This window comes from Microbacterium sp. B35-30 (assembly GCF_010634855.1).
Taxonomy (GTDB): domain Bacteria; phylum Actinomycetota; class Actinomycetes; order Actinomycetales; family Microbacteriaceae; genus Microbacterium.
Genome location: NZ_MWLQ01000011.1, coordinates 404,642 through 427,364, shown reverse-complemented (window position 1 = coordinate 427,364; position 22,723 = coordinate 404,642). Strand labels below are relative to the sequence as shown.

General features: G+C 70.5%; 21 protein-coding genes. 15 read left to right on the top strand and 6 right to left on the bottom strand.

Features of this window, described 5'->3' with window-relative positions; genetic code table 11:
* The first annotated feature begins 8 nt into the window (after positions 1-8).
* The 6 genes from leuC to B2K11_RS06300 all read left to right on the top strand — a co-directional run bounded on the left by leuC (position 9) and on the right by B2K11_RS06300 (position 6,475).
* A complete protein-coding gene (leuC, locus tag B2K11_RS06325) occupies positions 9-1,481 on the top strand; it encodes a 3-isopropylmalate dehydratase large subunit (protein ID WP_163617379.1) in 1,473 nt (490 codons plus the stop codon).
* A 1-nt stretch (position 1,482) separates the two neighbouring features.
* The gene (leuD, locus tag B2K11_RS06320) at positions 1,483-2,103 is read left to right on the top strand and encodes a 3-isopropylmalate dehydratase small subunit (RefSeq protein ID WP_163617378.1); all 621 of its coding nucleotides are present in this window, start codon (positions 1,483-1,485) and stop codon (positions 2,101-2,103) included.
* Positions 2,104-2,179: 76 nt separating this feature from the next.
* Positions 2,180-3,562 (top strand): UDP-N-acetylglucosamine 1-carboxyvinyltransferase, encoded by a 1,383-nt coding sequence (gene murA, locus B2K11_RS06315; RefSeq protein ID WP_239525773.1) that lies wholly within the window; start codon positions 2,180-2,182, stop codon positions 3,560-3,562.
* Positions 3,563-3,566: 4 nt separating this feature from the next.
* Positions 3,567-4,331 carry a lysophospholipid acyltransferase family protein gene (locus B2K11_RS06310; protein ID WP_163617377.1) on the top strand — a complete coding sequence of 255 codons (765 nt, stop codon included), beginning with the start codon at positions 3,567-3,569 and terminating at the stop codon, positions 4,329-4,331.
* Positions 4,321-5,457, top strand: a complete 1,137-nt coding sequence (locus B2K11_RS06305; RefSeq protein WP_163617376.1) for an NAD(P)H-dependent glycerol-3-phosphate dehydrogenase — start codon at positions 4,321-4,323, stop codon at positions 5,455-5,457. Before B2K11_RS06310 ends, B2K11_RS06305 begins: the two co-directional genes overlap by 11 nt.
* The gene (locus B2K11_RS06300) at positions 5,357-6,475 is read left to right on the top strand and encodes a D-alanine--D-alanine ligase family protein (RefSeq protein ID WP_163617375.1); all 1,119 of its coding nucleotides are present in this window, start codon (positions 5,357-5,359) and stop codon (positions 6,473-6,475) included. The genes B2K11_RS06305 and B2K11_RS06300 overlap by 101 nt, the downstream gene beginning before the upstream one ends.
* Before the next feature lie 68 nt (positions 6,476-6,543).
* Here B2K11_RS06300 and B2K11_RS06295 read toward each other — a convergent pair whose 3' ends face one another.
* The gene (locus tag B2K11_RS06295) at positions 6,544-7,071 is read right to left on the bottom strand and encodes a DUF3515 family protein (RefSeq protein ID WP_239525772.1); all 528 of its coding nucleotides are present in this window, start codon (positions 7,069-7,071) and stop codon (positions 6,544-6,546) included.
* A gap of 57 nt (positions 7,072-7,128) precedes the next feature.
* Between B2K11_RS06295 and thiL the strand changes: the two genes are divergently transcribed.
* The gene (gene thiL / locus B2K11_RS06290) at positions 7,129-8,124 is read left to right on the top strand and encodes a thiamine-phosphate kinase (RefSeq protein WP_163617374.1); all 996 of its coding nucleotides are present in this window, start codon (positions 7,129-7,131) and stop codon (positions 8,122-8,124) included.
* A gap of 47 nt (positions 8,125-8,171) precedes the next feature.
* Positions 8,172-9,542, top strand: a complete 1,371-nt coding sequence (locus B2K11_RS06285) for a serine hydrolase domain-containing protein (protein WP_163617373.1) — start codon at positions 8,172-8,174, stop codon at positions 9,540-9,542.
* Here B2K11_RS06285 and rsmD read toward each other — a convergent pair.
* Entirely contained in the window at positions 9,531-10,139 is a 609-nt protein-coding gene (rsmD, locus tag B2K11_RS06280) for a 16S rRNA (guanine(966)-N(2))-methyltransferase RsmD (RefSeq protein ID WP_163617372.1), read from the bottom strand. The genes B2K11_RS06285 and rsmD overlap by 12 nt on opposite strands.
* A 39-nt stretch (positions 10,140-10,178) precedes the next feature.
* Positions 10,179-10,757: a 1-acyl-sn-glycerol-3-phosphate acyltransferase gene (locus tag B2K11_RS06275; RefSeq protein WP_163617371.1), complete on the bottom strand. Its 579-nt coding sequence runs from the start codon at positions 10,755-10,757 to the stop codon at positions 10,179-10,181.
* 115 nt (positions 10,758-10,872) lie between these two features.
* Between B2K11_RS06275 and B2K11_RS06270 the strand changes: the two genes are divergently transcribed.
* Genes B2K11_RS06270 through mutM form a run of 6 tightly spaced genes read left to right on the top strand, consistent with a single transcriptional unit; the run spans position 10,873 to position 16,050 of the window.
* Positions 10,873-13,035 (top strand): ATP-dependent DNA helicase RecG, encoded by a 2,163-nt coding sequence (locus B2K11_RS06270; protein ID WP_163617370.1) that lies wholly within the window; start codon positions 10,873-10,875, stop codon positions 13,033-13,035.
* A gap of 44 nt (positions 13,036-13,079) precedes the next feature.
* The gene (gene coaD, locus B2K11_RS06265; RefSeq protein ID WP_163617369.1) at positions 13,080-13,577 is read left to right on the top strand and encodes a pantetheine-phosphate adenylyltransferase; all 498 of its coding nucleotides are present in this window, start codon (positions 13,080-13,082) and stop codon (positions 13,575-13,577) included.
* Between the two features lie 41 nt (positions 13,578-13,618).
* Entirely contained in the window at positions 13,619-14,155 is a 537-nt protein-coding gene (locus B2K11_RS06260; RefSeq protein WP_163617540.1) for a DUF177 domain-containing protein, read from the top strand.
* Between the two features lie 34 nt (positions 14,156-14,189).
* Positions 14,190-14,399, top strand: a complete 210-nt coding sequence (gene rpmF, locus B2K11_RS06255; protein WP_163617368.1) for a 50S ribosomal protein L32 — start codon at positions 14,190-14,192, stop codon at positions 14,397-14,399.
* A gap of 15 nt (positions 14,400-14,414) precedes the next feature.
* Positions 14,415-15,116 carry a ribonuclease III gene (gene rnc, locus B2K11_RS06250; protein ID WP_163617367.1) on the top strand — a complete coding sequence of 234 codons (702 nt, stop codon included), beginning with the start codon at positions 14,415-14,417 and terminating at the stop codon, positions 15,114-15,116.
* On the top strand, positions 15,109-16,050 hold the full coding sequence (mutM, locus tag B2K11_RS06245) for a bifunctional DNA-formamidopyrimidine glycosylase/DNA-(apurinic or apyrimidinic site) lyase (protein WP_163617366.1): 942 nt from the start codon (positions 15,109-15,111) through the stop codon (positions 16,048-16,050). Before rnc ends, mutM begins: the two co-directional genes overlap by 8 nt.
* 24 nt (positions 16,051-16,074) lie before the next feature.
* Here mutM and B2K11_RS06240 read toward each other — a convergent pair whose 3' ends face one another.
* The 3 genes from B2K11_RS06240 to B2K11_RS06230 all read right to left on the bottom strand — a co-directional run bounded on the left by B2K11_RS06240 (position 16,075) and on the right by B2K11_RS06230 (position 18,588).
* Complete coding sequence (locus B2K11_RS06240; protein ID WP_163617365.1) at positions 16,075-17,175, bottom strand: GNAT family N-acetyltransferase; 1,101 nt, start codon at positions 17,173-17,175, stop codon at positions 16,075-16,077.
* Complete coding sequence (locus tag B2K11_RS06235; RefSeq protein ID WP_163617364.1) at positions 17,168-18,250, bottom strand: GNAT family N-acetyltransferase; 1,083 nt, start codon at positions 18,248-18,250, stop codon at positions 17,168-17,170. Before B2K11_RS06235 ends, B2K11_RS06240 begins: the two co-directional genes overlap by 8 nt.
* 83 nt (positions 18,251-18,333) lie before the next feature.
* Positions 18,334-18,588, bottom strand: coding sequence for a hypothetical protein (locus B2K11_RS06230; protein ID WP_163617363.1), 255 nt, complete (start codon positions 18,586-18,588; stop codon positions 18,334-18,336).
* A gap of 539 nt (positions 18,589-19,127) precedes the next feature.
* On the opposite strand from B2K11_RS06230, the gene smc reads away from it, so the two are divergent.
* Positions 19,128-22,700 (top strand): chromosome segregation protein SMC, encoded by a 3,573-nt coding sequence (smc, locus tag B2K11_RS06225; protein ID WP_163617362.1) that lies wholly within the window; start codon positions 19,128-19,130, stop codon positions 22,698-22,700.
* Positions 22,701-22,723 lie beyond the last annotated feature (23 nt).

Genomic DNA, 22,723 nt, shown 5'->3' with positions numbered 1-22,723 from the left:
GACAAGCAATGAGCATCACCGACGCGTCCGGCATCCCCGACCGCCCCCGCACTCTGGCAGAGAAGGTCTGGGACGACCATGTCGTCGTCCACGGCGAGAACGGCCAGCCGGACCTCATCTACATCGACCTGCATCTGGTGCACGAGGTGACGAGCCCCCAGGCCTTCGACGGCCTGCGCGCCGAGGGCCGTCCGGTGCGCCGGCTCGACCTCACGATCGCCACCGAGGACCACAACACCCCGACGCTCGACATCGACAAGCCGATCGCGGATCTGACGAGCCGCACGCAGATCGAGACGCTGCGCCGCAACGCCGAGGAGTTCGGCGTGCGCCTGCACTCGCTGGGCGACAAGGAGCAGGGGATCGTCCACGTCGTGGGTCCCCAGCTGGGCCTGACCATGCCCGGCATCACCGTCGTGTGCGGCGACAGCCACACCTCGACGCACGGCGCGTTCGGCGCGATGGCCTTCGGCATCGGCACCAGCGAGGTCGAGCACGTGATGGCCACTCAGACGCTGCCGCTCAAGCCCTTCAAGACCATGGCGATCACGGTCGAGGGCGAGCTGAAGCCGGGCGTGACCGCCAAGGACGTCATCCTCGCGATCATCGCCAAGATCGGCGCCAACGGCGGGCAGGGGTACGTGCTCGAGTTCCGCGGCTCCGCGATCCGCTCCCTCTCGATGGAGGGGCGCATGACGATGTGCAACATGTCGATCGAGGCCGGTGCCCGCGCCGGCATGATCGCGCCCGACGACATCACCTTCGACTACGTCAAGGGCCGCCCGCACGCGCCGCAGGGTCAGGACTGGGAGGATGCCGTCGCCTATTGGCGCACGCTGCCCAGCGACGAGGGCGCGGCGTACGACGCCGAGGTGTTCCTGGATGCGAACGAGCTCGAGCCCTTCGTCACGTGGGGCACCAACCCCGGGCAGGGCGTGTCGCTGTCGGGCGCCGTGCCGTCGCCCGCCGACTTCGCCGACGCCAACGAGCGGGCCGCGGCCGAGCGTGCCCTCGAGTACATGGACCTCGCCCCCGGCACCCCGCTCAAGGAGGTGCCCGTCGACGCCGTCTTCATGGGTTCGTGCACCAACAGCCGCATCGAGGATCTCCGGGCGTTCGCGTCGGTGATCCAGGGCCACCGCAAGGCCGACGGGGTGCGCGTCATGGTCGTCCCCGGATCCGCGCGCGTCCGCCTCGAGGCGGAGGCCGAGGGTCTCGACAAGGTGTTCCAGGAGTTCGGCGCCGAGTGGCGCTTCGCCGGCTGCTCGATGTGCCTCGGCATGAACCCCGACCAGCTCGCGCCGGGCGAGCGCTGCGCCTCGACGAGCAACCGCAACTTCGAGGGCCGGCAGGGCAAGGGCGGGCGCACGCACCTCGTGTCGCCCCTTGTCGCCGCGGCGACCGCCGTCATGGGCCGTCTGGCCAGCCCCAGCGATCTTCCCACGGCTGTCGCAGCCGCTGCCCAGGGTTCGGAGGCCTGACATGGACGCGTTCACGACGCACACCGGCATCGCCGCCCCGCTGAAGCGGTCCGCGGTCGACACGGACCAGATCATCCCCGCGGTGTACCTCAAGCGGGTCACCAAGACCGGCTTCGAGGACGCGCTGTTCGCCAGCTGGCGCCAGGACCCCGAATTCGTCCTCAACCAGCCGGTCTACGCGGGAGCGAGCATCCTCGTCGCCGGGCCGGACTTCGGCACGGGCTCGAGCCGCGAGCACGCCGTCTGGGCGCTGCGCGACTTCGGCTTCAAGGTCGTGCTGAGCCCGCGGTTCGCCGACATCTTCCGTGGCAACGCGGGCAAGCAGGGGCTCGTGGCCGGTGTGATCTCCGAGGCGGACCTGCAAGCCGCGTGGGCGGCGATCGAAGCGAACCCCGGCGTGGCCATGACGGTGGACCTCTCGGCGCGCACCGCGACGATCGGGGACCCGGCGTCGAGTTCCGCGGAGCGCCTGGAATTCGCTTTCGAGATCGATGATTACACTAGGTGGCGGCTTCTCGAAGGGCTCGACGACATCGGGCTCACGCTGCGTGACGAAGACAAGATCGCGCAGTTCGAGGCTCGCCGAGAGGCGTGGCGGCCGCGGACACTCCCCGTCCCGTAAGCCGGGCCGTGCGCCCACAACCCGGGCGCGCGACCCTCTCAAGCCCCCTCGTGCACACCAAGTGAGGACCACCCGGATGAAGCCACTTCTGAATGTCGCCGCCGGCGAGAGCAAAGCCGCCGAAGCGGAGGAACAGGAAGTGACCGGAGAAGTCCTCGCGATCAGAGGCGGGCGGCCGCTCACCGGTCGGGTCGAGGTCAAGGGTGCGAAGAACCTCGTCACCAAGGCGATGGTCGCGGCCCTTCTCGGCGAGACCGCGAGCACCCTCCGCGATGTCCCCGACATCAGCGACGTGCATGTGGTGCGCTCGCTGCTCGAAGTGCACGGCGTCCGGGTCGACGAGGGTGACGAGGAGGGCACGTTCCACTTCGACCCCAGCGGCGCCGTGTCGGCCCACTTCGAAGAGATCGACGCGCACGCCGGAGCGTCGCGCATCCCGATCCTCTTCTGCGGACCGCTGCTGCACCTGCTCGGCGAGGCGCTCATCCCGGACCTCGGCGGCTGCCGCATCGGCGACCGGCCTATCAACTTCCACATGGACGCGCTGCGCGCGTTCGGCGCGGTCGTCGACAAGAGCTACGAGGGCATTCGCATCACCGCCCCGAACGGTCTGCACGGCGCGAACATCGAGCTGCCGTACCCGAGTGTCGGCGCGACGGAGCAGGTGCTGCTCACGGCGGTCAAGGCCAAGGGCACGACGGAGCTGCGCAACGCCGCGATCGAGCCCGAGATCATGGATCTCATCGCGGTGCTGCAGAAGATGGGCGCGATCATCTCGTACGAGCCCAACCGCGTGATACTCATCGAGGGCGTCGACACCCTGCAGGGCTACGACCACCGCGCGATCTTCGACCGCAACGAGGCCGCGTCCTGGGCCTGCGCCGCTCTCGCCACCGACGGTGACATCTTCGTCGGCGGGGCGAAGCAGCAGGAGATGCTGACCTTCCTCAATGTGTTCCGCAAGGCCGGAGGCTGGTTCGACGTCCGGGAGGACGGCATCCAGTTCCGCCGCGGCGGCGCGCTCAAGCCCGTCGTCGTCGAGACCGACGTGCACCCCGGCTTCATGACCGACTGGCAGCAGCCCCTGATCGTGGCGCTGACGCAGGCCGAGGGCACCTCGACCGTCCACGAGACGGTGTACGAGAACCGTCTGGGCTTCACCGACGCGCTCAACCAGATGGGCGCCGACATCGTGGTGCACCCTCAGGGTCTCGACACCGCCGGACGCCGCGTTCCCCGCCGCGCTCTCGAGCAGGCCGCCGTGATCAACGGCCCGACCGCGCTCCACGGCGCCGACGTCGTCGTCCCCGACCTGCGCGGCGGGTACAGCTATGTGATCGCGGCACTCGCGGCCGAGGGGCAGTCGATCGTGCGCAACGTCGGCATCATCCGCCGCGGCTACGAGAAGTTCCTCGCCAAGCTCGACATGCTCGGCGCCGACTTCGACGTCATCGGATAGCCCGGTGGCGACGGAACGCCGGCGCGCATCCGCGGAGAAGACGCGTCCGAGCGTCTTCTGGCCGCTCGCGGCCATCGTGGTGCCCCTGCTCAGCCTGCTCTTCAAGCTCGAGATCGACGGTCGGGAGAAGCTCCCGCGCGACGGGGCCTACGTGCTCGCACCGAACCACCTCAGTGAGGTCGACCCTCTCGTCGTCGCACTGGCGGTGTGGCGCAGCGGCCGGGCGCCCCGGTTCATGGCGAAGGAGAGCCTGTTCCGCGTGCCCGTGCTGGGCTGGGCCCTGAGGGCGACCGGCATGGTGCCCGTCGCGCGCGCCGCCTCGGCCGCCTCGGCCCGCGCGACGCTCGAGGCGTCCGAGACCCTGGCGCGGCACGGTCGCGGCGTGATCGTCTACCCCGAGGGCTCGCTCACGCGCGAGCCGGACCTGTGGCCGATGCGCGGCAAGACCGGCGCCGTCCGTCTTGCGCTGGCCGGCGGCATCCCCGTCATCCCGATGGCTCACTGGGGCGCGCAGCAGGTGCTGCCGCGCTACGGAAAGCTCAAGCTCTGGCCGCTGCGCCGCCGCGTGCGCGTGGTCATCGGCGACCCGGTCGACCTGTCGGCCTACGTCGGCCGGGCGTCCTCGCAGTCGGCGCTCGTCGAGGCGACCGACGTGGTGATGGCCGACATCGCCGGGCTGCTCTCGCAGCTGCGCGGGGAGCCGGCGCCGCCCGAGCGATGGAACCCGGCCGATCACGGCCAGAAGGAGACGGGGCGCCTTGAGCCGTAGGCAGGATGCCGCGCGCCCGCGCGTCGCCGTGGTCGGCGCGGGCAGCTGGGGAACGACGTTCGGCAAGATCCTCGCCGACGGCGGTGCGCACGTGACCATGTGGGCGCGTCGCCCGGAGCTGGCGAGCGAGATCCAGGAGGGCAAGCGCAACAGCGAGTACCTCCCGGGCATCAATCTGCCGCGCGACATGCACGCCACCCACCACCTCTCCGAGGCGCTCGAGGGCGCCGAACAGGTCTACCTGTCGATCCCGAGCCAGGCGGTGCGGCAGAACCTCAAGGCCGTGCGGCCGCTCATCGCGCAGAGCGACGCGCCCATCGTCTCGCTGATGAAGGGCGTCGAGCGGCGCACCGGCCTGCGCATGAGCCAGGTGATCGAGCAGGAGCTGCACTGCGATCCCGCGCGCATCGCGGTCGCCTCCGGACCGAACCTCGCCCTCGAGATCGCGCGTGAGCAGCCGACCGCCGCTGTAATCTCGTCGACCAGCCAGGAGACCGCGGAGGCCGTCGCCCGCCGCGCCCGCAACCAGTACTTCCGCACGTTCGTGAACACCGACGTGATCGGCACCGAGTTCGGCGGCGTGCTCAAGAACCTGATCGCGGTCGCCATCGGCATCGTCGACGGCGTGGGCTACGGCGAGAACACGAAGGCGTCGATCATCACGCGCGGTCTCGTCGAGATGACCGACTTCGCGGTCGCGTTCGGCGCCCAGCCCGAGACCCTCCAGGGTCTTGCCGGCCTCGGCGACCTCATCGCGACGTGTCAGTCGCCGCTCAGCCGCAACAACACTGCGGGACGCCTGCTCGGCCAGGGATATCGTTTCGACGATGTGGTCAAGCAGATGAACCAGACGGCGGAGGGACTCGCGTCCGTCGCGCCCATTCTGCAGCTGGCACGTGAAGTGGGCGTGCAGATGCCCATCGTCGAGCAGGTCAAGATGGTGCTCGACGGCACGATGAATCCGCGCGACATCGCGCCGCATCTCACAACAGACGACGACACCCCCCAGGGTGAGAGGACGACGAATGGACAAGCCGGCGGTGGCGGTGCTCTTTGGCGGTCGATCCAGCGAGCACTCGATCAGTTCCGCAACGGCGGGCGGGGTGCTCCGGGCGATCGACCGTGACCGTTACCGGGTGATACCGATCGGAATCACCCGCGACGGCGTGTTCGTCCTCGAAGACGACGATCCCGACAAGTTCGCGCTCGACGCCGACCGGCTTCCCGAAGTCGTCGACAACGGCACGCGCGTCGTGTGGCCCGAAGGTGGCGCCGACCGGACGCTGCGGGTGCGTCGTGCCGACGGCTCCGTGGACGAGCTCGGCCGCCTGGACGTGGTCCTGCCGATCCTCCACGGGCTGCACGGTGAGGACGGCACCGTCCAGGGCTTCTTCGACACGCTCGGCATCCCGTATGCGGGCGGCGGCGTCCTGGACTCCGCGCTGTGCATGGACAAGCACTTCATGAAGATCGTGCTCGCCGCGGCCGGCGTGCCGGTGTCGCCGTGGGTGACGGTCACGCGTGCGCGCTGGGAGAGCGATCCCGAGGGTGTGCGAGCGGATGCCGCGCCCCTGGGTGAGCCCACGTTCGTCAAGCCTGCGCGTGCGGGGTCGAGCGTCGGCGTCTCGAAGGTGCACGATTCCTCCGAGCTGGCGGGAGCCCTGGAACTGGCATTCGCCGAGGACGACAAGGTGCTCATCGAGTCGGCCATCGTCGGTCGCGAGGTCGAGGTGGCGATCCTCGAGGGCCGCGGGGGCGCGATTGCCCGCGCGTCTCTGCCCGGCGAGATCGTGCTGACCACACGGGAGTTCTACGACTTCGAGGGCAAGTACCTGGGGGGTGAGGGGGCCGAGGTCGTCTGCCCGGCCGACCTGACGGACGCCGAGATCTCGGCGATCCAGGAGCTCGGCATCCGCGCGTTCCAGGCGGTGGACGGCAAGGGACTCGCCCGCGTCGACTTCTTCCTGACGGCCGACGGCCTGTATGTCAACGAGCTGAACACCATGCCGGGATTCACCCCGATCTCGATGTTCCCGAAGTGCTGGATCGCCTCGGGTGTGTCGTACCCGCAGCTGATCACCGAACTCGTCGACACGGCGCTCGAGCGCACCACCCGAGTGGCGGCGACCGCGAACGCGCGCTGAGGCGCGCGTCCGGCGTTCGGCCGAGCCGTGCGTCGGTGTGCGCTGCGTCGTCCCGAAGCGCCGGCGTGTCAGGGGACGGGCGTCGCGTCGTCGCGTTCGAGGCACTGCCCGTCGACCGGCAGCACGCTCACGATCGGCGACAGCGCGTCGAGGACATCGCGGCTGGACGCCCCCTCGCCGTTCTCATCGGCGGTGGTGTCGAGGTAGATCTCGACGGCCGGAGTGCGGCCGAACGTCGTGAGCCGGAAGCGCGGCGCATCGGAGTCGTCGACGATCCAGTCGACGCCTGCCACGCTCTCGCAGCGCAGGGTCGTGGGCCCCGGAGGCTCGACGCCGCATGTCAGCAGCACCTTCGCGGGCTCGCCCCACGCACCCGTGGCCTGGGCGTCCGTCCACCGGCGCGGCTGTTCGCTGACCGTGCCGGGCAGGTTCGACGTGATCTCCGCACACAGCGGGTCGTTCGCGGACTCGGCAGGATCGAGGTCGACGGTCGAGGTGCACCCCGTCAAGCCGATCGCGGCGACCGCGGCCATTCCGATCGCGACGAGCCTGATCGCGACCGGCCTGATCGCGACCGGGGAGGGAAGAACACGCACCGCTCCAGGCTAACCCGGCGCGGCAGGCTGCTTCGCCGACCGCGGTAGCGTGGTGAGGTGGATGGCGCGCACGGGGATCCGACGGTGGGGGAGCTCAGCGAGGGGACCATTCTTCGCAGCATCCTGGAGCGGCTCGGTGAGTCGAACGCCCTCGTCGGTCCCGGTGACGACGCCGCCGTGATCGCGACCGCCGACGGGCGCGTGGTCGCGACCGTCGACACGCTCGTCCACGGCCCTGATTTCCGGCTCGCCTGGTCGAGCGCCTTCGACCTCGGCTACAAGGCGGCCGCCGTCAACCTCGCCGACATCGCCGCGATGGGTGCGACGCCGACCGCATTGCTGGTGGCGCTGGCGATGCCCGACGCGACGCGACTGTCGTTCGTCACCGGCATCGCCGACGGACTGCGAGCAGCGTGTCGCGATCTGGCGCCCGGCTGCCGGGTCGAGGGCGGCGACCTCACCGTGTCGGACACGCTCACCGTCGCGGTGACAGCGCTCGGCGCCTTGGCGGGACGCGCGCCCGTGCTCCGCTCAGGTGCGCGGGTGGGTGACGTCGTGGCGGTCGCGGGTGAGCTCGGCAGAGCGGCGCGTGGCCTGCGCATCCTTTTCGAGCGCTTCACGGATGCCGCGGGGACGCCGACTGCGGTCGACGAGCGCGTGCTCGAACCGGAGGAGCTCACCGATCTCGTCGCACAGCTCCGGCCGTCGCCTCCGGTCTGGCTCGGTCCCGAGGCCGCGGACGCGGGGGCCACCGCGATGATGGATGTCTCGGACGGCCTCGTGCTGGACGCCTCACGGCTGGCGGCGGCATCCGGTGTCACCCTCGCGCTGGAATCGTCGCTTCTCGGCGCGGATCCCGCATCGGCGCTCGGAGGGGGCGAGGACCACGCGCTGCTGGCGGCGTTCCCTGGTGGCCGGGCCCTGCCGCACGGGTTCGTGCGCGTCGGCACGGTGCGGGCGCGCGGCGAGCACGCCGTCCTGATCGACGGCGGGCCGTTCGAAGGCCGCGGCGGCTGGGATCCCTATCGCGACTGGGACGCCCGCACGGGCTGAGCACCACCCGGTGCGTCGATGTCGGGCTCGCCGCTACTGTGGGCTCGATGACCGACCTGCTGCCGCGATCGCGGCCCGAAGACCAGGGTGTTCCCACCGCGGCACTAGCGCGTCTCGTGTCGGCCCTCGACGCGATCGAGCACGTCCACACGGTGACCGTGATCAGGCACGGCCATGTCGTGCTCGCGGCGACGTGGGCGCCGTATGAACGGGATGCTCCGCACGCGATGTACTCGGTGAGCAAGAGCTTCACGTCGACGGCCGTGGGTCTCGCTATCGACGAGCGACTGTTGGCGCTGGACGATCTCGTCGTGCATCTGCTGCCCGATCTCGTGCCCGAGGAGCCGTCGCCGCAGCTCGGCGCCCTGAGCGTCCGCCACCTGCTGACGATGTCGACAGGGCACGCCGCAGAGCCGGAGTGGCACGCCTCCGACCAGTGGGCCCGCGCGATCCTCGCCGCCGAACTGGAGTTCGCGCCCGGAACGCACTGGCTGTACAACACCGCCGCCACCTACCTCCTGTCCGAGATCGTGCAGCGACGCACCGGCGAGCGCCTGCTCGACTACCTCACGCCGCGCCTGTTCGCGCCGCTCGGCTTCCAGGAGCCGTGGTGGCTGCAGAGCCCTACCGGCGTGGACGCGGGCGGCTACGGGCTCATGATCCGCGCCGAGGAGCTCGCCGCGTTCGGGCAGCTGCTGCTGCAGCGCGGTGAATGGCACGGCGACCAGCTGGTGCCCGCGCAGTGGATCGACCTCGCCACGAGTGCGCAGATCGCCAACGGCGACGAGGCGAGCGGGCACTGGGACCAGCAGGGGTACGGCTTCCAGTTCTGGCGGTGCCCCGACGGTGCCTACCGCGGCGATGGTGCGTTCGGCCAGTACGTCATTGTGCTGCCCGAGCAGGACGCGGTCGTGGCGATCACCGGGGGATTGGAGAACATGCACCTGCCGCCCGCTGCCATCTGGAGCGAGCTGTTGCCGGCGTTCGACACCACCGAAGCCGAGGCTTCGCTCCCGTCGCCCCTCGTGATCCCACCGGCGGGTGGCGCGCAGCGCGACACGGAGCTCGAGTACGCCTACACGGCAGGACCGATCGCGCGACTGCGGATCGGGCCGGAGTCCCTGGCGATCAATGGGGTCGAGCTCGCCTGCGCGCCGGACGAGTGGGCCGTCGGCGAACTCGTACTCGACGGAGAACGCGAATGGTTCGGCGACCGGGTCGCGGTATCCGGCGGGTGGCGGGGAGGCGACTTCATCGCGCTGCTGCGCGTACTCAAAGACCCGGTGACCTTCCGCATCCGGCTGTCTCCGAGTGGTGAGCTGACGATCACCCGCGATGTCGGCTTCGACGGCCCGGATGTCTGGAGCGGCCCGCCCGCCACTGCCCCCATCCGCGAGGCACCGTCGTCAGCCGGCTGATCCGCTGATCGTGTCGCCGCCGGCGCCCGCCTCGGCCTCGCGGGTGGTCGCCCACCACAGCGTCGTGTCGCCGTAGCGCTTGGAACGGGTCGCGACCAGCCCGGCCGGGAGCGCGGGCTCGGGTGAGCGCGATGCCCGCTCGACGATCACCTCGGCGCTGTCCGCGAGAAGCGGGACGAGCAGCGCGAGAGTCGCGGCGAGCTCGGACTCGCCCACGTCGTAGGGCGGATCGAGGAAGACGATGTCGAACGGGCCGCGGGCCGTCCGCAGGAACGCGTCGGCGGCGGTGCGGTGCACGCGCAGGGCGACCTGGGTGCCGACGGCTTTGGCCACGCGGCCGGCGTTGCGCTGCGCGACCGCCGCCGCTCGCGGTGACTTCTCGACGAGATCCGCGGATGCCGCGCCCCGACTGACCGCCTCCAGCCCGAGCGCGCCCGAGCCGGCGTAGAGGTCGAGCACTGCCGCACCGTGCAGCACACCGGCCGACTGCAGCGCACCGAAGAGCGATTCGCGCACGCGGTCGCTCGTGGGCCGCGTGCCCGCGTCGGGGACGTCGAGCACGATCGAGCCGGCTCGCCCGGAGATGATGCGTGTCACAGCTTCACGATATCGAGGCGAGTCCGCTCGGAGCGGCGCTCACGCGATCGCGGCGTCCTCTTCGCGCAGGCGCGGTTCGGTGCGCAGCTCCGGGTGGAGGCCGGACTTGTCGGCGTAGAACGCGCGGATGACATCCATGTCGGCGCCGACGTCCCCGGTGAGCTCGATCGTGGGGCCGAGACCCGTCGTCATCGTGGTGCGGTCCACGTAGCCGAGCGTGACCGGCAGCCCCGCCGCGCGGGCGATGCGATAGAAGCCGGACTTCCAGTAGGAGCTGGAGCCGCGTGTGCCCTCGGGGGTGACGACGAGGCCGAACACCTCGCCCGCGTGGATCCGTGCGACGACGTCGCCGACGACGCGGGAGGGGTCGGCGCGGTCGACGGGGATGCCGCCGAGGCCGCGCATGATCGGTCCCTTCCAGCCGCGGAACAGACTCGCCTTGCCGAGCCAGCGCACCGGCATGCGCAGCCGCCACGCGATGCCGAGCATGAGCACGAAGTCCCAGTTCGAGGTGTGCGGCGCGCCCAGCAGGACGGTGGGGCGATCCGGGGCCGGTTCGGTGGACAGCGTCCAGCGACTGCAGGCCCAGTAGACACGGGAGAGGAGTCGTCGGAGCATCCCGCAACCATACGATTTCCCGCTGTGCTTCGGCCGACAGTGGCCGCCGTGGCTCCCCGACCTGCGCGCTGTGGGTTCGCCGACGGTCGTCGGCGGCGGATCCTAGACTCGACTCATGGCGTCCTTCACCCTCGACTCGAGCCTCGGCGGCGCGGTCGGCGGCAAGACCGCGGCGGCGCTCGAGCGTGCCTTCGGCATGACGACGGTCGGCGACCTGATGGCGCACTATCCCCGCCGGTACGCGCGTCGAGGCGAGCTGACGCAGATCTCCTCGCTTCCGGTGGGCGAGCCGGTGACGATCGTGGCCGAGGTCCGGCGGGCGAGCGAACGGCGCATGAAGAACCGGAACGGGTCGCTGCTCGAGGTGGTGATCAGCGACGGCAACGGCGAGCTGTCGCTGACGTTCTTCAACCAGGCCTGGCGCGTCAAGGACCTCAAGCCTGGCCGGCGCGGCATCTTCGCCGGAAAGGTGGGGGAGTATCGCGGCGCGAAGCAGCTCGCCCACCCCGACTACGAGCTGTTCGACGACGAGGAGCAGGCCCGCCTTCAGGCCGAGGCGAACGTGAACCTGCCCATCCCCATCTACCCGGCGACGAGCACGATCGCCAGCTGGCAGCTGCAGAAGATCGTCGACCTCGTGCTCGATGGGCTCGGCGATGTCCCGGACCCGCTCACCGACGAGCTTCGCGCGCGGCACGGGCTGCTCGACGCCCGCACGGCGATCGAGCGCATCCACCGGCCGAAGGCCCTGGAGGAGATCGAGCCGGCGCGCGCGACGCTGCGCATGCAGGAGGCCTTCGTCCTGCAGGTCGCACTCCTGCAGCAGCGACAGTTCGTCCGGGCGCTGTCTGCGACACGCCGGGCTCCCGGGGCGCTGCTGGAGCGGTTCGACGCAGCATTGCCGTTCCCCCGCACGCCCGACCAGGTCAGTGTCGGCGATGACGTGGCCCGCGATCTCCAGGGCGACTGGCCGATGAACCGCCTGGTGCAGGGTGAGGTCGGCTCGGGCAAGACGCTCGTCGCTCTGCGCGCGATGCTGCAGGTCGCCGAGTCCGGCGGCCAGTCGGCGCTCATCGCCCCGACAGAGGTGCTGGCGGGGCAGCACGTGCGCTCCATCGCCCGGATGCTGGGCCCGCAGCTCGCCCCCGAGCTGATGCCCACCCTGCTCACCGGGCAGCTGCCCGCGGCAGAGCGGCGCAAGGCCGCGCTGCGCGCCGCATCCGGCCAGGCGCGCATCGTCGTCGGCACCCATGCCCTCCTCAGCGAGAGCACCACGTTCGCCGACCTCGGTCTGGTCGTGGTCGACGAGCAGCACCGCTTCGGCGTCGAGCAGCGCGAGTCGCTGCGCGCGAAGGGCTCGTCGCCGCATGCGCTGGTGCTGACCGCGACGCCCATCCCGCGCACCGTGGCGATGACGGTCTTCGGCGACCTGGACGTCTCGACCATCCGCACGATGCCGGCCGGGCGCGCGGGTATCGAGACGTTCGTCGCTCCGCTGGCCGAGCATCCCGGCTGGTTCGGGCGGGTGTGGGAGCGCATCGCCGAGGAGGTCGGCCAGGGGCGCCAGGGGTTCGTCGTCTGCGCCGCCATCGACGCCGAGGCGCTCACCAAGGACGACACCGCCGACGAGCCGCCCGGAGACGTCGGCGGTGAGACGGCCCGCACGCGCTGGGGAGTCGTGCAGGTCGCAGACCTGCTGTCGCGGCATTCGTCGTTCTCCGACATCCGTGTCGAGATGCTGCACGGCAAGATGCCCTCTGACGAGAAGGATGCCGTCATGCAGGCGTTCGCCCGCGGTGACATCGACGTGCTGGTGGCGACGACAGTGGTCGAGGTCGGCGTGGACGTGCCGAACGCGTCGACGATGGCGATCCTCGAGGCCGACCGGTTCGGCGTGTCGCAGCTTCATCAGCTGCGCGGTCGCGTCGGTCGTGGCGGCATCCCGGGCCTCTGCCTGCTGGTCACCGAGGCGCCCCGCGGCACCCCGGCGCGCGATCGCGTCGAAGCCGTCGCTTCGACTCTGGACGGCTTCGCGCTGGCCGAGGTCGATCTCGAGCTGCGGGGGGAGGGCGACGTCCTGGGCGACGCGCAGTCCGGCGCGCGGTCGTCGCTGCGCCTCCTGCGGGTGGTGAAGGATGCCGACATCATCGCCGAGGCGCGGATCGCGGCCGAGCAGGTGCTGGCCGACGACCCCGCGCTGCAGCGGCATCCTGGTCTGTCCGCCGCGCTCGAACGCAACGTCGGAATGGCCGAGCGCGCGGCCCTCGCGAAGAACTGACGCGCGGCGGATTCGACCTCGAGGCGCCCAGTAGGCTGGTCGGCATGAGCAGCCGGATCGCCGTCGTCCCTGGTTCGTTCGATCCGCCGACGCTCGGTCATCTCGACGTGATCCGCCGCGCCGCGTCGCTTTACGACGAGCTCCACGTGCTCGTCGTGCACAACCCCGGTAAAGAGGCCATGCTGCCGATCGCGCAGCGTCAGGCGCTACTCGAGCAGTCCATCGCCGAGAGCGACATCGACGGCGAGGTCGTCGTGGCCTCGTGGAGCATGGGCCTGCTGGTCGACTACGCGACGGATGTCGGGGCGAGCGTCCTGGTGAAGGGCATCCGCTCGCAGATCGACGTGGCGTACGAGACGCCGATGGCGATCGTGAACCGCCACCTCGCGCACGTCGAGACGGTGTTCCTCCTGCCCGACCCCGCGCACGCGCTCGTGTCGAGCTCGCTGGTGCGTCAGGTCGCCGCGCTCGGCGGCGACGTCTCGCCGTACGTGCCGTCGGCGGTGGCGCGGTTCCTCGACACCGGCGCGCGGGGCATCTGACCAGGAACCGCGGCTAGGCTGGAGTCGTGGCCAGAAAGCATGTGACGGGTCCGTTCGTCCTTCCGATCCGCGACATCATCCACCGCTCCGGCGAGATGCGCGAGCACACCATCGAGGTCCCGGCACCCGCGAAGTGGGGAGAGGGCCTGGTATCCATCCCCGAGGGGGAGCCGGTCGTCGTCGAGGTGCGGCTCGAGTCCGTGCACGAGGGCATTCTCGCCTCCGGCGACATCGACACCGAGTACTCCGGCGTCTGCAGCCGGTGCCTCACCGACATCACCGAGGGGCTCCAAGTCGAGTTTCAGGAGCTTTTCGCGTATCCTGGGGAGGAAGAAGCTGACTTCGAGGTTCAAGACGATCACGTGGATCTTGAAACTCTGGTCAGGGAAGCGGTCGTCCTGTCGCTTCCGTTTCAGCCGGTGTGCCAGCCGGATTGCCCCGGCCTCGATCCGGTCACGGGCGAGCGACTGGCCGATAGCGCCGGATCGCAGCTGAGCGAGCCCCTCGATCCACGTTGGGCCGCGCTCCAGGACTACACCACAGACCACGACGACGAAGCACCGCGCCCCCGCGGTTGATTCCCGGCGTCGAGAACACAGAAGAGAGCAAGTCATGGCAGGTAACCCCCCGAAGCGGAAGGTCTCCCGCTCCAACACTCGTTCGCGTCGCGCTCAGTGGAAGGCGGCGCCCATCACGCTGACGACCACGATCGAGAACGGCAAGAAGGTCTACAGCCGTCCTCACCAGGCGAAGGTCGTCACCGACTCGCAGGGCACTGAGCTGTTCCTCGAGTACAAGGGCCGCAAGGTCGCCGACGTCTGATCATCGCGCACTGACGTGACAGACGTCGCTGCCGAGAGCATCGCGCACGCTGACCTCACACAGAAGCTCGGAGTCGTCATCGACCCCGAGCTTCTGTCGCTGGCGCTCACGCATCGGTCGTGGGCGTACGAGCACGGGCAGGGGCCGAACAACGAGCGTCTCGAGTTCCTCGGCGACTCGGTGCTGGGTCTCGCCGTGACGGTGCGACTGTTCACCGGACACCCCGACCTCGAAGAGGGCGCACTCGCTAAGCGACGTGCCGGTGTCGTCTCCACCGTCGCCCTCGCCGAGATCGCCCGCGGCATCGGCCTGGGGGAGCACCTCCTGCTCGGCCGGGGCGAGATCCTCACCGGCGGTCGCGACAAGGACTCGATCCTCGCCGACACGATGGAGGCGATCTTCGGGGCCGCCTACCTGTCAGCCGGCACGGATGCCGCCACCGGCCTGGTGCTGCGGCTCGTCGAGCCGCTGCTCGCAGATCCCGAGCGCTACGGCGCGGCGATGGATCCGAAGACCGCGCTGCAGGAGCTCGCCGCGCACAGCGGCTTGCAGCCCCCGATGTACGCGGTGACCTCGACCGGACCCGACCACGATCGTCGCTTCACGGCGGCCGTCACCGTCGGCGACCTCATCGCCGAGGGTGCGGGGACGAGCAAGAAGCACGCCGAGATGGCCGCCGCGCTCACCGCGTGGCGCGACCTCAGCGGGCGTGCCTGAGCTTCCCGAGGTCGAGGTCGTGCGCGCAGGCCTCGCGCCCGCGGTCAGCGGCGCCCTGGTGCTCGGCGTCACGGTGCTCGACGAGCGAGCGCTGACGCGGCACTCCGGCGACGCGACGGACTTCGAGGCTCGGCTCACCGGGCGGGTCCTGCTCTCCGCCGCCCGGCGCGGCAAGTTCCTGTGGCTGCCGCTGCATCCCGACGCCGGCGGCGGCACGGCCGCCGATGCCGTCGTGGGCCACCTGGGAATGAGCGGCCAGATGCTGCTGCGAGCCCCGGGGGCGGCTGCCGAGCGGCACGAGCGCGTTCGCATCGACCTGGCGCACCCGCTGCACGGGGAGCTGTCCGTCGTGTTCGCGGACCAGCGGACGTTCGGATCGCTGGCGATCGACGACCTGATCCCGACCGCTGACGGCGCACCCGGCGGACGGGGGTGGGCCGAGGCATCCGTCCCGGCACAGGTCGCCCACATCGCTCGGGATCCGCTGGATCCCGCATTCTCGGATTCCGCCGTCCGACTCATCCTCCGGCGCAAGGACTCGGCGATCAAACGGGTGCTGCTCGACCAGACGATCGTCAGCGGTGTCGGCAACATCTACGCCGACGAGTCCCTGTGGGCTGCGCGCATCCACCCGGAGACGCCGGCACGGGTCCTGTCGACGCGCGCGGTGAACCGCCTGCTGGGCGAGGTGCGGCACGTGCTCGACAAGGCGCTGGCCGAGGGCGGCACGAGCTTCGACGCGCAGTACGTCAACGTGAACGGCCAGGCAGGCTACTTCGCCCACTCGCTCAACGCGTACGGCCGCACCGGGGAACCGTGTCCCCGATGCGGCCGTCCGATCGTGCGCGTGTCGTTCACGAATCGCTCGAGTCACTTCTGCGCGCACTGCCAGCGGATGCCGCGCTCGGTGCCCGGACCCCGTGACGGCGTCTGAAGCGCGCGCCGTTCGTCGGCGAGATCAGAGCTCGAGCACCTTCTTCCACGCACCCGCGTATGAGGCGGGCACGAAGCCGATGGCTTCATTGATGTCGAGCATGTGGCGGTTCTCCTCGGCGTTGAAGGTCGAGACCCGCGGCGACTCGGGAACCAGGTCGCGCCAGCGCAGCAGGTTCGCGCACTTCACGATGGTTCCGAGGCGATGCCCGCGGTGCTCCTTCACGACCAGCGTGCCGAACTGCTGGGTCGCGCCGGAGCGGTCCTCCGCGATGGCGAGTTCGTTGTACGCCGCGATCCGGCCCGTCGGCACGTGCAGCACGACGGCTACCGAGACGGTGAGGCCCTGCGCCTTCAGCCGGGCGTCGCGACGCTGGACGCGTGCGGCATCCCAATGCTGCTCGTCGATGACCAGACCGCCGGCGGGCGCATCTGTCGACATGCGCGAGATCGCGTACGCGAACCCATCGAGGTACTCGGGCGGCGTCGGCGACGTCCACTGGATCGAGCGGTAGTCCTCACCGGCGGTCGCCACCGCCTCGGCGAGCATGCGCTCGACGGTGCCGAAGTCGCCGGTGAGGTCGAAGACGCTGTTGCGCTCCACCTGCTCGAGCGTGAAGCCGCTCGCCAGCTGGAATCGCGTCTGCGGATCGTCGGCGGGGATCGAGCCCCATCCGGTCGGCGGCTCCAGGCGCGGGCCCTCCGTCTGGGGCCGGTGCAGCGTCCAGGTCTGGATGGTGGCGAGTCCTCGTTCACGCGCCTCACGCTCGACTTCGGCGAGCAGCAGCCCCTCGACGCCCTGGCTGCGATGCGGCGGGTCGACCATGAGATCGAACTCCACGGTGCTGGTATCGGCCTGGTTCGAGACCATCAGCTTCACGGCGCCGAGCACCACGTCGCCGCGCAGCGCGGCGAAGCCGAGCTGGGTCCAGTCGGTCTGGTCCTGCCAGAAGCCGAGGACCTCGTCGGCATCCTCGTTCAGATAGTCGTGACCCGCATCTTCGAGGCAGACCGCGTTGGCGATCCGCACCATCTCGAGGAAGATGCGGGCGTCCGGCGCATCCACCGCTGCGGGAACGGCGATCCGCTGGACGGTCACGACCGCGGTGACGGCGAAATCAGTCATCGAGCACCTTCTTCCAGGCCCCCACGTACGCGATCGGCGCGAAGCCGATCGCCTCATTGATGTCCAGCATCGGCCGGTTCTCCTCTGCGTTGTAGGTGATGACGCGCGCGGATGCGGGCGCCACGTCGCGCCAGGACAGGAGTCCGGCGCACTTGACGAGCGTGCCGAGCTTGTGGCCCCGGTGCTCCTTGAGCACGAGCGTGTCCTCCTGGTGGGACGGCTCGGTGCGGTCCTTGCCGATCACGAGCTCGTTGAACGCGCACAGCTCACCGGTCTCGATGTGCTGCGCAGCAGTCACCTGGATCGTGCGACCGGACGACGTGTAGCGCGCGTCGTGCTCGGCGATGCGCGCGGCGTCCCACGCCTCTTCGGCGAACTCGAGGGCTGCCGAGGGCGCGTCGGTCGACATCCGCGACTTCATCCAGGCGTATCCGGCCACGTACTCCTCAGGGGTGGGGGCGAACCACTGCACCAAGCGGTAACCGGGTGAGGCTGTCTGCGCCTCGGCCAGCAGTCGCTCCACCTCGGCGAACGAGCCTGTGAGGTCGAACGCGCTGTTGCGCTCGACCTGTTCCAGCGCGTAGCCGTGGCGCAGGTAGAACCGGGCGATGTGGTCGTGGGGGATCTGTCCGAAGCCGGTCGGCGGAGCCAGCCGCGGGCCGGCAGTGGCAGGATGCTCCGCCCAGGACTGCAGCACGGTGCGGCCGTGGGCACGCGCGGTCTGCTCGACGAGCTCGTACGCCGCCGAGCCGATGCCGCGACCCCAGGAATCGCGCAGCAGCTCGATCAGCCAGAAGGCCTCCTTCGAACCCGCCTCCTGGGGGATGTCGACGCCGACGCGGCCGATGCACCGCCCGTTGTCCACGATCACCCACGACAGCCGGGTCTGGTACTCGGTCGGGCGGTAGTGGGGGAGCAGCTCGTCCGCGGTGATCCGATGGTCGTCGTGACCGGAGATCTCGCGGTAGATGATGTTGCGCACCCTGACCATCTCGACGAAGTCGGCGGCGTCCGGTGCGTCGATCGAAGCGGGAACGACGAGGGGTCGGAGTTCGAGCCCGGTGATGGTGGTCATGTCGATGCGTCCTTGCGATGTCGATGCGTGTTGCGAGGGGGTGGGGTCCGCCGCCCGGGTGCGGGCGGCGGACCCGGTGGCCGTCACGGCCGGGGCGCGAGGCTGGCCTCGCGGAGGTAGGCGCGTTCACGCTGCGCGGTGGCCTCCTGGTGCTGGAACGCGTGAGCGTGCCGGCGGCGGTCGTCCGCGAGTCGCGGTGCGCGGGTGCTCCACAGCAGGAGACGCAGGCCTACATGGAGGGCGAGGCGGTCCAGGAGCGGGATGCGGGTGTCGCGGCTCGGGAGCCGCAGCGTATCGGGAAGGCCCGATCGGCGCTGCGGCGCAAGGAGAGTGTTCATGATTGCTCTTTCCGGTTGTGAAAGGATGCCTCGGCGGGCGCCGGAGGCGGAGATGTCATGCCGCAGCACGACGGAACGAAGGCAGGGGGTGCGCGCTCAGCGCCGCGAAGCGGAGCCGGCGCAGTAGACGAGCAGCGCCCGGAAGCGGGCAGACTCGTCCCCTGCGGGGGTCAGATGGCGGCGGGGAAGCGGCCGCTCAGCACAGCGCCGAAGGAGTAGGTCCCCGACGCGACGGCACGAATCGCTCCGCCATCACGGGCGGCGATTCCAGTGGGGTTCATCAGCATCATCGGGGGACCTCCTTTCTCGACTTCAGACGCGAAGAGTGACGCTACCGCCTCCGGAATACCCGCGTCAAGCTTTCTCCCAGATTCGGCGAACGTATCGCGTGTCGCGGCCCGGCACGCGCTGGGCGTTCGAACGGCGCCGGGCCGCGGACGACAGATACGCAGACGGCTCGTCCTGCGGCCGGTCTACCGGGCGCGACCGCTTCGCTCGGGTAGCGTAGGCGGGTAATCGACCGGGGCGGGGGCGAATCCATGCACCTGAAGAGCCTGACGCTCAAAGGGTTCAAGTCGTTCGCCCAGCCGACGACGTTCGCGCTCGAGCCGGGCGTGACCTGCATCGTCGGCCCGAACGGCTCGGGCAAGTCGAACGTGGTCGACGCCCTCGCCTGGGTGATGGGCGAACAGGGTGCCAAGACCCTCCGCGGCGGGAAGATGGAGGACGTCATCTTCGCCGGCACGGCGACGCGCGGCCCGCTCGGCCGTGCGGAGGTGCAGCTGACGATCGACAACAGCGACGGCGCGCTGCCCATCGAGTACGCCGAGGTCACGATCAGCCGCACGCTCTTCCGCAACGGCTCGAGCGAGTACGCGATCAACGGCGACTCCTGCCGGCTGCTCGACGTCCAAGAGCTGTTGAGCGACTCCGGACTCGGCCGCGAGATGCACGTGATCGTCGGTCAAGGGCGACTCGACAGCGTGCTGCAGGCGACTCCGGAGGACCGTCGGGGCTTCATCGAAGAGGCCGCCGGCATCCTCAAGCACCGGCGGCGCAAGGAGAAGACGCTCCGCAAGCTCGACGCGATGGAAGCAAACCTCACGCGCCTGAGCGATCTCGCCGGCGAGCTGCGCCGGCAGCTGAAGCCGCTCGGGCGGCAGGCTCAGATCGCCCGGGAGGCCGCGACCATCGCGGCCGTGGTGCGCGACGCGAAGGCCCGGCTGTTCGCCGACGAGATCTCGGGGCTCCGGGCCGAGCTCGCATCGCACGCGCAGAGCGAGCAGGAGCGTCACGCCGAACGGATGGTGCTGCAGGACCGACTCGACAACTCCCGGGTCCGCATCGAGCAGCTCGAGAACGACCAGCGCTCGGAGAACGTGGACCGCGCCCGTCGCATCGCCTTCGGGCTGGAGCGCGTTCAGGAGCGCCTCCGTGGCCTCTACGCGCTCGCAGGCCAGCGACTGGCGCTGCTCGGCGACGCCGAGGACGAGGAGCGGATCGAGTTCACCACCGTGTCGCAGGCGATGATCGACGAGGCGCGTGCCGAGATCGACGACGTCTCGGACGGAATGGGGGCCTCGCAGGACGCTGCCGCGGCGGCCGCCCGCGATGTCGTGCGGGCCCGCGCCGAGCTCGACGCCCTCGATGTCGACATCGCCGCGCAGAGCGCGCTCGTCTCGGAGCACGACATGCGCATCACGGCCCTGCGGGGGACCGCCGAGGCCGCGGCATCTGCTCTCGCCGCCGTCCGCACGGCCGTCGAGCGGCAGCAGAAGGCGCTGGATGCCGCGCTCGCACGCCGCGCGGAGGCCGAGGAGGTCCTCGCCGGGGTCGACCCCGACGTCGTGCCCGATGCGTCAACGGCCGATCACGCCGCCGCGTATGAGCGCGCGCAGCGCGACGCCGCCGAGGCGGAGGCCGCGGTGTCGGCGCTGCGCGAGCGTCTGCATGCGGCGGAGCGGGAGCGTGAGGCGCTGACGGCGCAGACGGCCGCGCTGAGCAGGGCGCTGGATGTGAAGAACGGCGCCTCTGCGCTCATCGCGCAGGGTCGCGATGGCGTGCGCGGTCTCGTCGGCGACGCGGTGCAGGTGAAGTCGGGGTTCGAGGCGGCGATCGCAGCCGTGCTGGGCCCGATCGCGGAAGGCGTGCTCGTGGAGGACCGCGCGAGCGCATTCGCGGTGGCGGAGGCGGCACGCGATGCCGAGGCGGGCATGGTCGACATCGTCATCGCGGAGGCGGGCACGATGCGGCCCGCGTTCCCCGAGCTGCGCGGCGTCGTCCCCGCAGGTGAGGTGGTGACCGCACCCGAGGGTGTGCTCGGGCTGCTCTCGTACGTCGTGGTCGTCGACGACCTCGAGGTCGCGCGCGAAGCCGGTCCCGCCCTGGCGGACGCCGAACTCGGCGGCCCGCTGACCCTGGTGACCCGACGCGGAGAGGTCTACACGGAGTACTCGCTCCGCGCCGGTGCCGGCTCGTCCCGCTCCCGGCTGGAGCTCGCCGCGGAACGGGATGCCGCAGCCGAACGCCGCGACGAGATCACCGTCGTGGCGGAATCGCTGCGGGAGGCGCTCGGCGACGCGACCCGCGAGCTCGAGTCCGCGCGTCAGCGCACCAGGACGACGCTCGCCACCCTCCGAGAGCACGATGCGGCCCTCGCCGCCCATGCCGAGCAGGTCAATCGCGCGACTGTCCGCCACGAGGCCGCTGTCGCCGAGTGCGACCGGCTCGCCGCCGGCGTTGCCCAGGCCGCCGCGGCGGTCGAAGAGGCCGAGGACTCGGCTCGCTCGGCCGAGGACCAGCTGACCGCGGCCCTCGAAGCCCCGCGGCCGATCCTCGACGCGTCGGCGCGCGAGGGCATGCTCGCCGAGCTCGAAGCGGCGCGTGACGCCGAGATGCGCGCGCGGCTGGACGTCGAGACCCTGCGCGAGCGCATCCGTGCCGGAGAGGCGCGTGTCGTCGCACTCGAACGGCAGCGCGAACGCGAACGCGAGGCCGCCGCGGAGGCGGCGCGACGGGCAGTCGTGCGCCGTGCGCAGCGCGAGATCGCCGCCGGCGTCGCGGGGCAGCTGCCCGCCGTCATCGACTCCGTCGACCGCTCGCTGGCGCAGGCGCGGGCGGACCTCGCCGCCGCGGAGTCCGAGCGCACGGCTGTGACCACCGAACTCGGGCAGCTCCGCACCCAGGAGAGCGCGCTGCGCGAGCGCCTGGCAGGCCTCACCGAGAGCGTCCACAGCCTGGAGCTGCAGATTCACGAGAAGCGCCTGCACGTGGGTGGTCTGCTCGAACGCGTGCAGTCCGAGCTCGGGCTCGACGAAGACATTCTGATTTCGGAATATGGACCCGATCAGCCTGTTCCTGTCGCCGCAGACGCCGATCCCGCGCAGCCGGACGTGGGAGCCGATGCCGATGACGACGGAGACGACGTCGCGTCGCGCACCGTTCCCTTCGACCGTGCACAGCAGCGCAGGCGACTTCAGGAGGCCGAGCGCAAGCTCACCCAGCTGGGGCGGGTGAATCCCCTCGCACTGGAGGAGTTCGAAGCCCTCGAGCAGCGTCACAAGTTCATGACCGAGCAGCTCGCCGACCTCACCCAGACCCGCAAGGACCTGCTCACGATCATCGAGGAGCTCGACGAACGGATGCAGTCGATCTTCCTCGCCGCGTTCGAAGACACGAAGGTCGCGTTCGGCGAGGTGTTCCCGATCCTGTTCCCGGGAGGAACGGGATCGATCGCGTTGACCGACCCCGACTCACCACTCACGACGGGGATCGAGGTCGCCGTGCGCCCGGTCGGCAAGAAGATCGAGCGGCTGTCCCTGCTCTCGGGCGGCGAGCGTTCGCTCGCAGCGGTGGCGCTGCTCACCGCCATCTTCAAGGCGCGGCCGAGCCCTTTCTACATCCTCGACGAGGTCGAGGCGGCGCTCGACGACGCGAACCTCGGTCGTCTGCTCGGCGTCTTCGAGCAGCTGCGCGCCTCGAGCCAGCTCATCGTCATCACGCACCAGAAGCGCACCATGGAGATCGCCGACGCGCTCTACGGGGTGTCGATGCGCCAGGACGGCGTCTCGGCCGTCGTGGGTCAGCGCATCGTGGAGCGTGTGGCCTCCTGACGGACTCGGCCACTCGGCCATGG